The 14,212-nt window shown below is 67.0% G+C and carries 16 protein-coding genes; 3 read left to right on the plus strand and 13 right to left on the minus strand.

What is annotated here, in order from left to right; all coding sequences use genetic code 11:
* Window positions 1-3: 3 nt before the first annotated feature.
* From A5727_RS00400 to A5727_RS00430, 7 genes are all read right to left on the minus strand, one after another.
* Window positions 4-1,344, minus strand: a complete 1,341-nt coding sequence (locus A5727_RS00400) for an MCE family protein (protein WP_068242661.1) — start codon at window positions 1,342-1,344, stop codon at window positions 4-6.
* Entirely contained in the window at window positions 1,341-2,747 is a 1,407-nt protein-coding gene (locus tag A5727_RS00405; protein ID WP_068242764.1) for an MCE family protein, read from the minus strand. The genes A5727_RS00400 and A5727_RS00405 overlap by 4 nt, the downstream gene beginning before the upstream one ends.
* Complete coding sequence (locus A5727_RS00410) at window positions 2,744-3,772, minus strand: MCE family protein (protein WP_068242664.1); 1,029 nt, start codon at window positions 3,770-3,772, stop codon at window positions 2,744-2,746. The genes A5727_RS00405 and A5727_RS00410 overlap by 4 nt, the downstream gene beginning before the upstream one ends.
* A gap of 43 nt (window positions 3,773-3,815) precedes the next feature.
* Window positions 3,816-5,288 (minus strand): MCE family protein, encoded by a 1,473-nt coding sequence (locus tag A5727_RS00415; RefSeq protein ID WP_068242667.1) that lies wholly within the window; start codon window positions 5,286-5,288, stop codon window positions 3,816-3,818.
* 11 nt (window positions 5,289-5,299) lie between these two features.
* Window positions 5,300-6,151 carry an ABC transporter permease gene (locus A5727_RS00420; protein ID WP_068242670.1) on the minus strand — a complete coding sequence of 284 codons (852 nt, stop codon included), beginning with the start codon at window positions 6,149-6,151 and terminating at the stop codon, window positions 5,300-5,302.
* On the minus strand, window positions 6,148-6,915 hold the full coding sequence (locus A5727_RS00425) for an MlaE family ABC transporter permease (RefSeq protein ID WP_068242673.1): 768 nt from the start codon (window positions 6,913-6,915) through the stop codon (window positions 6,148-6,150). Before A5727_RS00425 ends, A5727_RS00420 begins: the two co-directional genes overlap by 4 nt.
* Window positions 6,916-7,239: 324 nt before the next feature.
* The gene (locus A5727_RS00430) at window positions 7,240-7,863 is read right to left on the minus strand and encodes a TetR/AcrR family transcriptional regulator (RefSeq protein WP_231991897.1); all 624 of its coding nucleotides are present in this window, start codon (window positions 7,861-7,863) and stop codon (window positions 7,240-7,242) included.
* Window positions 7,864-7,935: 72 nt separating this feature from the next.
* Here A5727_RS00430 and A5727_RS00435 point away from each other — a divergent pair, with 72 nt between their 5' ends.
* Together A5727_RS00435 and A5727_RS00440 are read left to right on the plus strand one after the other, a co-directional pair.
* Complete coding sequence (locus A5727_RS00435; protein ID WP_068242676.1) at window positions 7,936-8,775, plus strand: alpha/beta fold hydrolase; 840 nt, start codon at window positions 7,936-7,938, stop codon at window positions 8,773-8,775.
* Window positions 8,776-8,900: 125 nt separating this feature from the next.
* On the plus strand, window positions 8,901-9,521 hold the full coding sequence (locus A5727_RS00440) for a TetR/AcrR family transcriptional regulator (RefSeq protein WP_068242679.1): 621 nt from the start codon (window positions 8,901-8,903) through the stop codon (window positions 9,519-9,521).
* Between the two features lie 13 nt (window positions 9,522-9,534).
* Here the strand turns inward: A5727_RS00440 and A5727_RS27260 are convergent, their stop codons facing one another.
* A complete protein-coding gene (locus A5727_RS27260) occupies window positions 9,535-9,702 on the minus strand; it encodes a hypothetical protein (RefSeq protein WP_157521140.1) in 168 nt (55 codons plus the stop codon).
* A gap of 29 nt (window positions 9,703-9,731) precedes the next feature.
* Here A5727_RS27260 and A5727_RS00445 point away from each other — a divergent pair, with 29 nt between their 5' ends.
* Complete coding sequence (locus tag A5727_RS00445) at window positions 9,732-10,433, plus strand: guanylate cyclase (protein WP_068242770.1); 702 nt, start codon at window positions 9,732-9,734, stop codon at window positions 10,431-10,433.
* Window positions 10,434-10,580: 147 nt separating this feature from the next.
* Here the strand turns inward: A5727_RS00445 and A5727_RS00450 are convergent, their stop codons facing one another.
* From A5727_RS00450 to ychF, 5 genes are all read right to left on the minus strand, one after another.
* The gene (locus A5727_RS00450; RefSeq protein ID WP_068242684.1) at window positions 10,581-11,141 is read right to left on the minus strand and encodes a GNAT family N-acetyltransferase; all 561 of its coding nucleotides are present in this window, start codon (window positions 11,139-11,141) and stop codon (window positions 10,581-10,583) included.
* A 56-nt stretch (window positions 11,142-11,197) separates the two neighbouring features.
* Window positions 11,198-12,064 (minus strand): AraC family transcriptional regulator, encoded by an 867-nt coding sequence (locus A5727_RS00455; RefSeq protein ID WP_068242688.1) that lies wholly within the window; start codon window positions 12,062-12,064, stop codon window positions 11,198-11,200.
* Window positions 12,065-12,317: 253 nt separating this feature from the next.
* Window positions 12,318-12,686, minus strand: a complete 369-nt coding sequence (locus A5727_RS00460; protein WP_068242773.1) for a type II toxin-antitoxin system VapC family toxin — start codon at window positions 12,684-12,686, stop codon at window positions 12,318-12,320.
* Window positions 12,673-12,879 carry a type II toxin-antitoxin system VapB family antitoxin gene (locus A5727_RS26740; RefSeq protein ID WP_082949503.1) on the minus strand — a complete coding sequence of 69 codons (207 nt, stop codon included), beginning with the start codon at window positions 12,877-12,879 and terminating at the stop codon, window positions 12,673-12,675. Before A5727_RS26740 ends, A5727_RS00460 begins: the two co-directional genes overlap by 14 nt.
* A gap of 106 nt (window positions 12,880-12,985) precedes the next feature.
* Window positions 12,986-14,068, minus strand: coding sequence for a redox-regulated ATPase YchF (gene ychF, locus A5727_RS00465; protein WP_068242691.1), 1,083 nt, complete (start codon window positions 14,066-14,068; stop codon window positions 12,986-12,988).
* Window positions 14,069-14,212: the final 144 nt, after the last annotated feature.

Raw genomic sequence — 14,212 nt, forward strand, 5'->3', positions numbered from 1 at the left:
GCCTCACTGTCCCTCTCCCGGCACGGGAACCATCATCCCGGTCAGTCCGTCGGCCGGGTTGGTCGCGACCGTCGCCGCCGGGGTCTCGGCCGCCAACGGCTCACCGGCCTCCGCGGGAAGCGGAGCGCTCGGCGCGGGCGCCGGCGGCGCCGGGACCGAACCGGCCGGCGGAACGTAGTCCGGCCGCAGCCAGTCCTCACTCCAGGTGATCTCATTCGGCCGGGCCTGAGTGCCCACGGCCTGGTTCAGACCGATCGGCAGGAAGTTGTACTGCCGATTCTTGATGATCGGGGCCAGGTACTGCGTGCACAGTTTCGCCGACTGCTCGGCCCCCAGCCGCGACGCGGCCTGGACCGCACCGCACAGGAACGACACCGGGTTCTGGAAGTTCGCCAGGGCCAGCACGCTGGTCGCCGCGCCCTGCGCGGGTTGGTAGATGTTGATGTAGTTCTGCAGCGTGTTGGGCGCCAGGTGCAGCACCTGCTTGATGTCGTCCAGGCTGTCGTTCAGGATCTGGCTGACCGACGCCAACTTGTCCGAGGTCGTGCCCAGCGTCTCGCGGTTCTCGGCGACGAAGATCTGCACCTCACCGACCGCGGAGTTCAGGTCGCTGACGGCCGCGGCCACCTCACCCGGATCATCGGCCAACAGGCCCGTGACGTTGGCCAGGTTCTGGTTGAGCTGACGCATCAGGTCGGTGCTGTCATGCAGCGCATCGACCAGGATCGACAGGTTCTTGACCGTGCTGAAGATGTCGGTGCTGTGGTCTCCCAGCGCCGAGAACGCCTGCGACAGCTTGACCACGGTCTCGCGGATGTTGGCACCCTGGCCACGCAGGTTGTCCGCAGTGGTGTTGACCAGCGCGCCGAGCGTGCTGACGCCACCGGGTTCGGTGGGCTGCAGGTTGTCGGTCAGTCGCTCCAGCTGCGCCCGGAACTCCGCCCACTCGACCGGGACCGCGGTGCGGTCGCGGGGAATCACGGCGTCGTTCTCCAGCGCGGGGCCGCCGGAGTAGACCGGGGTCAACTGGATGGCTCGTCCGGTCACCAGTGCGGGCGACAGGATGGCGGCCTTGGCGTCGGCCGGCACCTTCTGCGTGCCGTCGACCCAGAACGAGATCTTGACCTGGTCGAACTCGGGCTCGATCTTGTCGATCTTGCCGACGTTGACGCCCAGGATGCGGACGTCGTCGCCGACGAAGATGCCGTTGCTGTTGTCGAAGTACGCCACGACGTTGGTGCGGTTCATGGCACCGCCGGAGCGCAGCAGCACCGCGCCCGCGGCCAGCAGCGTGAGCACCAGGACCACGGCCAGCCCCACACGAGAGTTACGGGTCAGGGTCATTGGCCGGCCTCCCCGTTGCCTTCAGCGGGTCCGGGCGCCGGACCGAGCGGCACCGGCACGACAGCCTGCGTCACGGCCGGCTCCTGCCCGGGAGCCGGGACCGCCATCGGGGGCGACGACGGCTGCGGCGTCGAGGCCACCCCGGGCGGGGCCACGGCGGGCGGACCGGGCGGCGGACCGCCGGGCTCCGGCACGGGCAGCGGCGCGCGGTGCGGGTAGCAGTTGGTTCCGGACAGCGGGATTCCCGGCGGGCCGCAGGGCTGGTTGCCCGGGTTGCCCGTGATGGCGTCGGGCAGGTTCAGGTGCGGCTCGCCACCCTGCCCGGTGCGCGGGAACGGCACCGGCAGCGCCGGCGTGCCGGGCTGGCCGACTTGCGGATCGGTCAGCTCCGACGGCAGCAGCACCGTCGGGTCCAGACCCAGATCCGAGAACGCCGCGTCGATGAAGGGCTGCACGAACTGACCGGGCAGAAGGTTGGAGATGTAGGACTTGAAGAACGGTCCCGAGCCCACCGACTCGCCCAGCGCCATGCTGTAGGTGCCGAGCATGTTGATGGACTTGCGCACCCGGTCCTTGCGGTTGTCGATCGTGGCCAGCACGCCGTTGAGCTTCTCCAGCGCGGGCTTCATGGTCGCGCGATTCTCGGCGATGAATCCCTGCAACTGGCGGCTGACCGCCGAGATGTTGCCCGAGATCTGGTCCAGCGCCGCGCTCTGGCTCATCAGTTCGGCCATCAGCGCGTTGGTGTTGCGGATCAGGCCGACGACCTGTTCGCTGCGCTCCGACAACACCGTGGTGGCCTCGTTGGCGTTGCCCAGCAGTTCGCGCAGTTGCGCGTCCTTCTGATTGAGGACGTCGGAGAACCGGGCCACGCCCTCGACGGCCACGCGCAGATCCGGCGGAGTCTGCGAGAACGTCTCGGAGAGCACCCGCAGCGAATCCGACAGCTGGTCGGTGTTCAGGCCGCTGATGGTGGTCGTCAGGTCACCCAGCGCGTCGGGCAGCTGGTACGGCGAGGTGGTGCGATCCCGCGGGATGGTCTCGCGCAGCTGTCCGTCGCCGCGCGGGGTCACCTCAAGGATCTTGGTGCCCAACAGGCTCTTGGTCTTGATCGCCGCCTCGGCGCGGTCGCCGAGGCGGATGTTCTTGTTGACCTTGAACTTCACCAGCACCTGCTGGTTCTCCAGCGAGATGCTGCTGACCTGGCCGGCCTGGAAGCCCGAGACCTGCACGGCGGCGCCGTCGGCCAGGCCGCCCGCGTCGTCGAAGTACGCCGAGTACGTCTTGCCCGGGTTGAAGAAGGGCAGCTTCTGATAGTTCAGCGCCGTCAGGATGATCGCCAGCAGACCGACGATGCCGATCGTGCCGATGACGAGAGGATTGCGTTCAGCGAAGGGTTTCATCGCGGCGTGCACCTCCCGGTGTCCTGTCCGGCCACCTTGACGTAGACGGGCTGACCGCCCTTGCCGTTGAGCTTCAGCGAGATGTCGCACAGGTAGAAGCTGAAGAAGTCGCCGTACAGACCCTGCCGGTTGAGCACCTGGTAGGCGTCGGGCAGCGTGTTGATGACGTTGTCGAAGTAGTCGTGGTCGGCGAGCACGATCCCGGCGCTGCGATCGGTCTCGGTGATCACCTTCTGCAGCGGCGGGCGCGCCTGTGACAGCAGGTCGGCGATGGTGCCCGCGGCCTCACTGCTGTAGGCCAGCCCGTTGGCGATGTCCTGGCGGCGGTCCGACAGGGTGGCCACCAGATCCGACAGCGCCTCGACGCCCTTGGCGAACTGATCGCTCTGCCCGGCAAGCGAGCCCAGCACCGTGTTCAGGTTGACGATGACCTCTCCGATGAGTTGGTCGCGGTCGGCCAGCGTGTTGGTCAGCGCGGCGGTCTGCGACAGGAACGAGTTGATGGTCCCGCCCTGTCCCTGCAGCGCGCTGATCAACTGACCGGACAGTGCGTTGATCTGCTCTGGCGCCAGCGCACGGAACAGGGGGCGGAATCCGCCGATCAGGGCGTCGAGATCGAGCGCCGGTTCGGTCTGGGCCAGCGGGATGGTGTCCCCGGGGCTGAGCCGCTTGGTGCCGCCCGCCCCCTCGACCAGCGACAGGTACCGGCCGCCGATCAGGTCGTCGAACCGGATCACGGCGCGACTGCCCTCGGTCAGCACCACCGACTCGTCGGCGGTGAAGTCGACGGTCAGCGTGCCGTCGTCGTTGTAGCCGATCTTCTTGACCTTGCCGACCTCGACGCCGGCGATGCGGACGAAGTCGTCGACCTCCAGACCTGTCACGTTCGCGAAGTGCGCCCGGTACTCGTGCGCCTTGTCGAACCGCAACTGTCCGAACACCGCGAACAGCGTGAACATACCCAGCAGGCAGACCGTGAGGAACACGGCCAGACGCCACGCGGCGCCTCCCAGGTTGTCTCTCACTGCGACTGCCTCTCAATTGCTGACATTGCGGACTCGGTGGTGGTTACGGCGACGGTGCTGCCGGGACGGGGATGCCGTTCGGCGGGTACGGCGTGGGCACCTGGCCGGGGTTCGGCACCACGAAGGGCTCCGACCCTGGCCGCGGGCCGGGATCCTTCGGCGCACCCGGCGGCGGCGCGGGCGGCAGGTTGTTCCACAGCGGTGTGCCGTCCGGCCCGTACATCGGCGCCCCGTAGGGGTAGTCGCCCGGTTCCGGAATGACCTTCGGCGGGTTGCCCGCGTTGGGACCCGGCGCCGGACCACCGAACAGGTTCCGGATGCTGGGCGGCTGCGGGATGCCGCGCGTGGTCGGGAAGTAGTTGGCCCACATCGGGAATGCGATGCCGGGGTTCGGCCGGATGTCGACACCGGTGCCCCAGCCGGTGTTGGTCACCAGAGCCCGGACTGGCCAGTTCTCGTCGACGTTCGGCAGCGAACCACAGCCGGGCTTGCCGCCCGGGCCGCCCTTGGCCCCGATGATCGGAAGGTTCTCCGGGTAGCGGTACTGATCGTCGCCGAGCAGTGCGCCGCCGTCCACGATGAAGGACTTCCCGTTGCCGCCGGTGGCCTCGTAGGCGCCGTTCTCCAGCAGCCAGTGCGCGCCGACGAGCATGCAGGTGTACCCGGGGTTGTACTTCATCAACAGATTGGTCGTCGGCTCGAGCACGTTGATCGCCTTGATCAGGTTCTCCTGATTGGGCGCCAACAGGCGGATACCGCTGTTGGACAGGCCGATCACGTTGAGCAGCAGCGCATCCAACGGCTTGGCGTTCTCGGTGATCGTCGAGCTCGTGGTGCTCAGAGCGTCGAGGGTGCCGACGATGTTCTGTGCCGCTGCGCTGTAGGTCTCGTTGAACCCGCGCAGCGCCTGCCAGTCCGCCCGGATGGTGTCGGCGCGCGGGTTGAGTTCCAGCAGCACCTGATTGGCGGCCGTGGTGGCCTCGCCGATCCGCTCCCCCTGCCCGCGGACGCCCTCGGCCAGCGCGGCCAGCGTCGCGTTCAGCTTGGAGCTGTCCACCTGGTCGAGCACGCCGACCAGGTTCTGGAACACCGTGTTGACCTCGGTGCTGACGTTGCGCGAGATGAGCACCTGACCGTCGGCCAACCGCCCGCTCTCGGGGTCGTCCGGGTAGATCAGGTCGACGAACTTGGCGCCGAACACGGTCGTCGCACGGATCTGCGCACCGACGTTGGCCGGGATGTACTTGACCTGGTCGGGGTAGATCTCGAGGTTGAGCCGGACCGGGTCCTGGCCACCCTTGATCGTCGTCACGCGACCGACCTGCACGCCGCGCATCTTGACCTTGGCGCCGGACTCCATCACGAGTCCGGAGCGGTCCGACGTCACAGTGACGTTGACGTAGTTCTTCAGTGACCCCGTGAACAGCGCCGAGGTCATCCACACCAGTGCCGCCAGGAACGCGATCAAGATCGCCGTCCACCAGGCGGGATGCAGGCCCTTGTCGTCCTCTTCCATCCTGTTTCCCGCTATCCGGAGAGGTTGAAGTTGCCGGACTGACCGTAAACGGCCAGTGAGATCATCACGGTCACAAGCGAAGCCACGATCAGCGACGTGCGCACGGCGCGGCCCACGGCCTCGCCGACCCCGGCCGGGCCGCCCGAGGCGGTGAAGCCGTAATAGGTGTGCACGAGCATGATCACCAACGCCATCGCGACGGCCTGCAGGAATGACCAGATCAGGTCGACCGGGTTGAGGAACGTCCGGAAGTAGTGGTCGTACACACCGGTGGACTGGCCGTAGATGAAGGTGGTGCCCACTCGGGCGGCCAGGAACGACATCAGCACCGCGACGCAGTAGAGCGGGATCACGACGATCACGCCGGCGATCACGCGGGAGGACGCCAGGTAGGCGATCGTGCGGATGCCGATCACCTCGAGGGCGTCGATCTCCTCGTTGATGCGCATGGCGCCCAACTGTGCGGTCGCGCCCGCGCCGATGGTCGCGGCCATGCCGACGCCCGCGGTCAGCGGCGCGATGAGGCGCACGTTGAAGAAGGCCGACGCGAAGCCGGTGAGGGCCTCGACGCCGATGGACTCGAACTGGTTGTAGCCCTGCACGGCCACCAGGGCACCGGTCGACAGGGTCAGGAACCCGACGATCGCGATGGTGCCGCCAATGACCGCCAACGCGCCCGCGCCGAGTCCCATCTGCGCGATGAGGCGGATGACCTCACCCTTGTAGTAGACGATTGCGGCCCAGACACCCCGCAGTGTGTAGCCGTAGAACTTGGTCTGCCGGCCGATCCGGTTCCAGCCCTGACCCCATTCCCGGACGGTGCGCCGGAACTGGACGAAACGGCCGTCGTGCACTGCGGTCATGTTGTGGCCTGCACTCCCACGGCCGTCGCCAGCACGTTGATGACGAACAGCGCGATGAAGGTGAACACGACGGTCTCGTTGACGGCGTTGCCGACACCCGCGGGTCCGCCGCCGACCGAGATCCCCTTGTAGCAGGCGATCAGGCCCGCCGAGAGGCCGAACAGGGTGGCCTTCACGAGCGCGACGATGACGTCGGCCGGACCGGTGAGCAGCGTGAGGCCGGCGACGAAGGCACCCGGCGTGACGTGCTGCAGGTAGACCGAGAAGAAGAAGCCGCCCGCGATACCGACCACCACCACGGTCGAGGCCAGCATGAGCGCGACGACCGTGGCCGCGAGCACCCGGGGCACGACGAGCGCCTGGATCGGGTCGATGCCCATCACGCGCAGCGCGTCGAGTTCTTCGCGGATCGTGCGGGCACCCAGGTCGGCGCACATCGCGGTGGCGCCGGCACCGGCGACCACCAGCACGGTCACGATCGGCCCGATCTGGGTGACGGTGCCGATCGCGGCGCCTGTGCCGGAGAAGTCGGCGGCGCCGAATTCGACCAACAGGATGTTGAAGGTGAAGACCAGCAGCACCGTGAAGGGGATCGACAGCATCAGGGTCGGGACGATCGAGACCCTGGCCACGAACCAGGTCTGCAGGATGAACTCGCGCCACGCGAACGGGGGCTTGAACATCGCGACGAACGTGTCCAGGGCCATCGCGAAGAATCCGCCGACGGACCGGACCGGTTTGGTGAGCGCCGCAGAGGTGACCATCAGAGGACCCCGCACTTCCGGGCCGCGCAGTGGTCTGGGCGCAGGTCCAGGAGGGTGTTTCTCAACTGCATCAGCGGCTGAATCCTCCCGACATGCGACACCTGCTTCCTGCGTGACAACTGTGACTCATGACACAGGACTGACGCAAAACGTACACCACCGCTTTGCCGTCCAGCGCCGCTTTCCGCACACCGCGCGGGTACCTACTGGCGAGTAGGCGAGTGAATCTTTGCACACGATGAGCCGTGGTGTGCGACGCAGGTCTCACTGGCGCGACAACCGGCGCAACAATCCCGGTCAGCACGTGCGCATACCCGGATTTCGTCACGCGGTACCCGCCGTCCGGTGCACCCCGAGGGCGCGGTGCGCGAAACTCAGGATGTTCTCGATCGCCTCCGTGCTCGACGGTGCGGCGGGGTCGAGCATCCCGGCCAGCACGCGGCTGACGGCTCCGCTGATGGCGGTCGCGTCAGCGGCCGGGTCGGCGTCGGGGAACACACCGGCGCGCAGGCCACGGTCGAGGATCGCGATCAGCGACCGCTCGCGTTCGGCGCGGATCCGGTCCCGCACCGCGCAGTAGCCCTTGGCCACCCGCACCTCGTCGGAGTCGATGACGTCCATCTTGGTGGCCCGACGCGGATCGTTGGCGAGGTCGAACATCTGCTCCACCCACGCGCGCAGCTCCGCGACGGGTCCGCCCGCGACGGTCTCGGGAATCTGTTCGAGGCGTTTCACGAGTTCGTCGCTCTCACGCTCCAGCATCGCGATGAACAGGGCGTCCTTCGATTCGAAGTGCCGATAGAACGCGCGGGTGGAGACGCCGGCACGCTCAAGGATCGCCGCGACGGGCACCGGCCCCGACCGCGGCGCCGACAGGCACGCGTACGCGGCATCGATGATGAGGCTGCGCTCTTCAGGAGTGCCGTCTGCACCGTCCACGGGCTGCACGGCACGGATCTTAACGAGGCGCGACGCCCTCCGCGTGCGGACTGAGCAGGCCACCGAAGTAACGTCAGGTCGGTGAGCACACCACAGACCGTCGAGTACTCCGGCGTCGACGACCTCACGCTGGTCGCCGACGAGTGGAACGCCCCCGGCGAGCGTCCGTCGATCCTGATGCTGCACGGCGGCGGACAGAATCGTTTCTCCTGGAAGAACACCGGCCAGGTGCTCGCCGATCGGGGCTTTCACGTGGTTGCGGTGGACACGCGCGGACACGGCGACAGTGACCGTGCCCCGGGTGCGGACTACTCCCTGGACAAGCTCAGCGGTGACGTCCTGCGCATCATCGACGCCATCGGCCGGCCCGTCACGCTGATCGGCGCGAGCATGGGCGGTCTGACCGGAATCCTCGTCGCCAGCGACGGCGGCCCGGACCGAGTCGCGAAGCTGGTGCTCGTCGACGTCGTGCCCAATTTCGAGAAATCGGGCAGCGCCCGGATCCGCGACTTCATGTTCAATCACGTGCACGGGTTCGACTCGCTCGAGGAGGCCGCCGACGCGGTCGCCGAGTATCTGCCGCACCGCACCAAACCTCGCAGCCCCGAGGGACTGAAGAAGAACCTGCGGCTGCGCGACGGTCGGTGGTACTGGCACTGGGATCCGGCGTTTCTGACCAAACCGGACGACAACCCGTTCGATCGCACCGACCGCCTCGAGGCTGCGGCGGCCGGACTGCAGATCCCGATCCTGTTGATTCGCGGCAAGCTCTCCGATGTCGTCAGCACCGAGGGTGTCCGCGACTTCCTCGCCAAGGTGCCCGCGGCCGAGTTCGTCGAATTGGCCGACGCCGGGCACACCGCGGCCGGTGATGACAACGACGCGTTCAGTGAAGTTGTGGTCGAGTTCGTCACCCGGTAACTTCCCCGGTGACGCGGAGTTTCAGCCCACAGGCTCTGTGCAAGTCCTGAACTGCCCGCATTCGTCGCGCTCCCGCGATATCGTTTTCGAGCAGAATTCACTTTTTCGGTTGTGGAGTCCACAGCATGGGAAAACCACGCGTTGAACCGCGTCAACAGAGATCGCGCGACACCTACGACAAGATCCTGTCGGTTGCCGAGGAGATCTTCTCCGACCTTGGCTACGCCGGCACCACGACCAACAAGGTGGCCGACGCCGCGGGCATCTCGATCGGCACGCTGTACCACTATTTTCCCGACAAGGACGCACTGCTCTACGCCTTGGCCGAAAAGCACCTCGCCGGCGGCACCACCCTGATCACGGTCACGTTCCAACGCATGCGGGACACCAAGCCCGACCTGGAGGAGTCGTTGCGGATGGTGATCGACGTGATCGTGCGCATGCACGTCGAGCAGTTCCATCTGCACCACCTGCTCTACGACAGTGCCCCGCGCTCAGAGGATCTCGAGCAGAGGCAGTACCAGATCGACGGCCTGATCGCCCAGGAGGTCGCCTGGCATCTGGAGCGCGTCGGCGTCGCGCACGAACAGCGGGAGCTGGTGGCCGAACTGCTGGTCTCCGGAGTGGAGGCGCAGGTGCACAGGGCCATCATCGATGCGACGCTGCACGGGGACAAGCCGGCCGACCCCAAGGTGCTCACCGACGTGCTCACTCAGCTGTGGAAGCGCGCACTGCAGAACACCTGAGCGCCGAAGTGCCTCAGTCGCGCGCAGTGCGCTCGGCGTCTGCGAGCCGTTGGTGCAGGCGCGCCCGAATGTCATTGGGCGTGTAGGACGCACGCCGCCGTTGGTCACGGGCGACCAGTACGCCTCCAGCAGTCACACCCACGACACCGGCAAGGCCGATCCACTTCCAGACGTTGCGCATGCCGACAGTGTGCCTAAGCTGCGCAGGTGATGGCGAGCACAGGCGCAGGACACACCACGCTCGAGCAGGCGCTCGAATCCACCCGCACCGGGGACATCTGGCTGTTCCGCGGCGGATCCGGGCCGGACCGCGCGATCCAGACGCTGACCAACAGCCCGGTGAACCATGTCGGGATGACCGTCGCGATCGACGATCTGCCGCCGTTGATCTGGCATGCCGAACTGGGCGACAAACTGCTGGACTACTGGACCGGGACCAATCACCGTGGCGTGCAGCTGAACGACCTGCGCGCGGCCGTCGAGCAGTGGACGGGCAGGTATCAGCAGCGCTGCTGGCTGCGCCAACTGCATCCGTACGCCAGTCGCGAGCAGGAGGACCTGCTGCTGAAGGTGATCGCCCGCATGGACGGCACACCGTTCCCCAGCACGGCCCGGTTGACCGGTCGCTGGATGCGCGGGCGGCTGCCCACCCGGGCCGACTGGACGCGGGGAATCCCGTTCCTGCACAAGTTGGTTGCGAAGTCCGTCGAGCAGGACAAGAGCCAGCGCCGAGCGGCCGGGCTGGAGACGGCCTACTGCGCGGAGACCGTCGCCATCACCTATGAGGAGATGGGACTGCTGGTCACCGAGAAACGGGAGAACTACTTCGATCCGGGGTCGTTCTGGAGTGGTGACGTGTTGCCGCTGACACCCGGATACTCCCTGGGCCGGGAGATCGCGGTGACTGTCTGACGGTGTCGAGTTCGACGGGCACCTTCGTCGCGGCCTGGCCGACATCGCTGCGGGCGGCGTTCGACCCTCAGGTGTCGGCGAGGTGAGTCGTCGGGCGAACACGGCCCCGCCGAGAACCGGTTCCCGCACCGTGTCCCTTTCGGTCACTCACCGCGGCCGCCGGGGATCGGCGTACATCGAGTAGACCATCGGACCGTCCGGTATGGATGTCGTGGCGGTGACGGCGAATCCCGCGCGCTCGTAGAGTCGCACGTTGCGTTCATCGGATGTCTCCAGTGCCACACCGGCGGCTGGATCCACCTCAAGCGCCGCGTGCACCAGCGCCGCACCGAGACCGTGGCCCTGACTGCCTGGGTGCACGCCGACGGTCGCCAGATTCCAGGCGCCGTCGGGATGGGCCGGAATGTCCACGGCCGCAATCGCTTCCAATCGCGATCCGTGCAGTTGCGCGACCTGGTCCCCGAAGTCCGGCGCGGACACGTCCGGAGGCAGCAGGGCGAGCACTCCACGGAGTTCGTCGTCGACCAGGACGACACCTTCGTCAATCGCGTAGCCCAGATACATCCGCTGTAACCGCGCCAGCCGGTTCCGGTAGTCGTCCTGCGGGATCGACCACCGCGTCCAAGCGTAGGAGTCGAATGCCGCGACGAGGGTCTGCACCGCACCGTCCAGATCGGAAACGGTCGCGCGCCGGATGCGGAACGTCAAGTGTCGTCGAACCTTTCAGGAGTGATTCGAGTGGCCCCCGCTGACCCATGATTGTGTCAGCCATGTTCCACGGGCACCCACAGGTCGCAGGTCGCGGTGCTGAAGTCCGGTGCACGGTCGAGCACCGCGACGATCGACGGACCCGGGCGCAGCCGCCAGGGGTTGGCCGGAAACCACTCCGTCGCCGACGCCGCATACGCCGACTGCAGGGCGGCGGGATGGGCGCCGGCGGTGCGGAACACCACCCACGACCCGGCCGGCACGTCGATGGCGTCGAGACCGTCGGGCACCGCCGTGTCCGTCGTGACGGCGACGCCGTGCAGGTACGTGAGCTCGCTGCCCTCGCGGTAGTCGGGGTCGACGTCGGCGCTCACCTGCAGCAGACCGGCCGGGTCCGTATTGCTGAGCTGCTTGAGCCGTTGATGTTCCTCGGCCGGCAGCGCCGCGATGTGCGCCTGGATGTGCGGATTGATGCCCTCGTGGATCAGCGGTACCCGCGCGGCGTGGCCGATCAGGCGGAAGTCGGGGCGGTCAACGATGCGGGCGTCCACTGGGGCGCTCCCTTCGACGGTCAGGCGGAACCTGAGTTGCGGTTGGCTGCGAAGGGGGCCGCCATCGCGTCGCACCTGCCCGTGGCTCACACCGTGGACAGCCTTGAACGCCCGTCCGAACGCCTCGGTGGACCCGTATCCGTACCGGACCGCGATGGTGAGGAAGTCCTCGCCGCCGATCACGTCGGCCGCCGCGACAGACATCCGCCGCCGGCGCACGTACTCCGACACCGGCATCCCCGCCAGGGACGAGAACATCCGGCGCAGGTGATAACCCGTCGTGCCCACCGTCGCGGCGAGCGCGTCGATGTCCAGGTCGTCGCCCAGGTGGGATTCGATCTCATCGACAAGACGGTTGAGCGCTTCGATCATCGGGGCTCCCTTCGCGGTCAACTCTGGCCGGTGACGGCCTGATCGCGCCCGACTTCTCCGGTTCGATGCGGTCGGGTGCGCCCGCGGGCTGACTGAGTCCGTGCGATGCGCGGCGAACACGCCACCGCCACCGCGACACTTAAACCTCCGCAACGACACGCCGGTCCGTCTCGCAGACGTTTAAGCCTCGGCGGAGACGACGCGTCGGGAATGCGTCCACGACCACCCGGCGACGATCCCCCGAACAACGGCATCATTCCTCGGCAAGCGGAACACCGATTTCGGCGCAAACAGACTTCAGCCGCTTGTCCCGCGTCCAGAGCTGCGCACCGTCCACCAGCGTGACAGCTCCGAGCAGATGGACGTCGACAGCGCTGAGTCCTTTTCCCCACAGCCCACGACGTTCGACAAGATGAAGTATCTCCGAGTGTGTCACTGTCGGGAACTGGTGAAGATTGGACAGTAAATCGAGTACGACGTCCCGTTGTTTCATCGAACCGAGGGCCAGCTCCTCGATCACCAAGTGGTGGCAGCCGATCTCATCCTCTGTCAACAGCCTGACAAGACGTGGCTCCGCGTTGTGCAGGTGATCGATCCATATCGACGTGTCAACGAGAATCACCGGCAGACGCCCTCCTCCGAGGAGCGCCAGTTGCGTGCGGGTCGGTTCCGCCCAGAGCCGCGAGGCGACGACCACTCTCCACTCGGATCAACGTCTGCAATCCCTGGCGGAGCAACGCCACACTCTCGGTCACCCCAGTCAGTTCTGCCGCCTTCGCAAGCAGCGCGTCGTCGATGGTCACAGTCGTCCGCACGTGGCACCTCCGTACGCATCAATGATGCGTTTCATAATGCCACCGATACCGTGAAGTCACCACCGCGGCCTTCGCCGCCACCGAGGGACGTCCAAACGGGACCCGCCTACACGTTGAAGCGGAACTCCACCACGTCCCCGTCGGCCATGACGTAGTCCTTGCCCTCCATCCGAACCTTGCCCGCGGCCTTGGCCGCGGCCATCGACCCGGCCTCGACCAGATCATCGAACGAGACGATCTCGGCCTTGATGAAGCCCTTCTCGAAGTCGGTGTGGATCACCCCAGCCGCCTTGGGCGCTGTGTCGCCCTGGTGGATCGTCCACGCCCGCGCCTCCTTGGGCCCAGCGGTCAGGTAGGTCTGCAGCTTCAGGGTGTGGAAACCGGCGCGCGCCAACGCATCCAGGCCGCGCTCGGTCTGCCCGATGGACTCCAGCAGCTCGGCGGCCGACTCGTCGTCGAGCTCCTGCAGCTCGGCCTCGATCTTGGCGTCCAGGAACACCGCGTCGGCCGGCGCCACCAGCTCACGCAGTTCGGCCTTCTTCGCCTCGTCGGTCAGCACTGACTCGTCGGCGTTGAAGACGTACAGGAACGGTTTGGTGGTCATCAGGTTGAGCTCTTTGAGCAGCGCGGCGTCGGGCACCTCCGAGCCCGCCGAGAACAGCGTCCGGCCGCTGTCGAGCACGGCCTGCGCCGCCACCGCCGCGTCCAGAACCGGCTTGCGCTCCTTGTTGTTGCGCGCCTCTTTCTCCAGCCGCGGCAGCGCCTTCTCCAAGGTCTGCATGTCGGCCAGGATCAATTCGGTCTCGATGACCTCGATGTCCGCGCGGGGATCAACCCGGCCGTCGACGTGCACGACGTCGTCGTCGGCGAAGGCCCGGACCACCTGACAGATGGCGTCGCACTCCCGGATGTTGGCCAGGAACTTGTTGCCCAGCCCGGCACCCTCGGAGGCGCCCTTGACGATGCCGGCGATGTCGACGAACGTCACCGGCGCGGGCACGGTCTTCTCCGACCCGAAGATCTCCGCCAGCTTGTCGAGCCGGGGATCGGGCAGCGGGACGACGCCCTCGTTGGGTTCGATGGTCGCGAACGGATAGTTGGCCGCCAGCACGTCATTGTGCGTCAACGCGTTGAACAGCGTCGACTTTCCGACGTTGGGCAGACCGACGATTCCCAGGTTGAGGCTCACGGGATGACAAGTCTAGGCGCCGCACAGCCCGCGACTGCCACCAGCGACCATTCCGGTACGTGAGCCGGCCGCACGGCAGTGGCCTTCGCCGAAACACTCCCACTCAGTGATCGGGACAACATGCGGGCGGTGCCCGCCATCAGC

It is taken from the genome of Mycobacterium sp. ACS4331 (assembly GCF_001667265.1).
GTDB lineage: Bacteria > Actinomycetota > Actinomycetes > Mycobacteriales > Mycobacteriaceae > Mycobacterium.

Coding starts and splice junctions, on each gene's coding strand:
- A5727_RS00425 (WP_068242673.1), bottom strand. CDS start 6,915: ATGGTCACCTCTGCGGCGCTCACCAAACCGGTCCGGTCCGTCGGCGGA.
- A5727_RS00420 (WP_068242670.1), bottom strand. CDS start 6,151: ATGACCGCAGTGCACGACGGCCGTTTCGTCCAGTTCCGGCGCACCGTC.
- A5727_RS00405 (WP_068242764.1), bottom strand. CDS start 2,747: ATGAAACCCTTCGCTGAACGCAATCCTCTCGTCATCGGCACGATCGGC.
- A5727_RS00445 (WP_068242770.1), top strand. CDS start 9,732: ATGGCGAGCACAGGCGCAGGACACACCACGCTCGAGCAGGCGCTCGAA.
- A5727_RS00400 (WP_068242661.1), bottom strand. CDS start 1,344: ATGACCCTGACCCGTAACTCTCGTGTGGGGCTGGCCGTGGTCCTGGTG.
- A5727_RS00455 (WP_068242688.1), bottom strand. CDS start 12,064: ATGATCGAAGCGCTCAACCGTCTTGTCGATGAGATCGAATCCCACCTG.
- A5727_RS27260 (WP_157521140.1), bottom strand. CDS start 9,702: ATGCGCAACGTCTGGAAGTGGATCGGCCTTGCCGGTGTCGTGGGTGTG.
- A5727_RS00440 (WP_068242679.1), top strand. CDS start 8,901: ATGGGAAAACCACGCGTTGAACCGCGTCAACAGAGATCGCGCGACACC.
- A5727_RS00415 (WP_068242667.1), bottom strand. CDS start 5,288: ATGGAAGAGGACGACAAGGGCCTGCATCCCGCCTGGTGGACGGCGATC.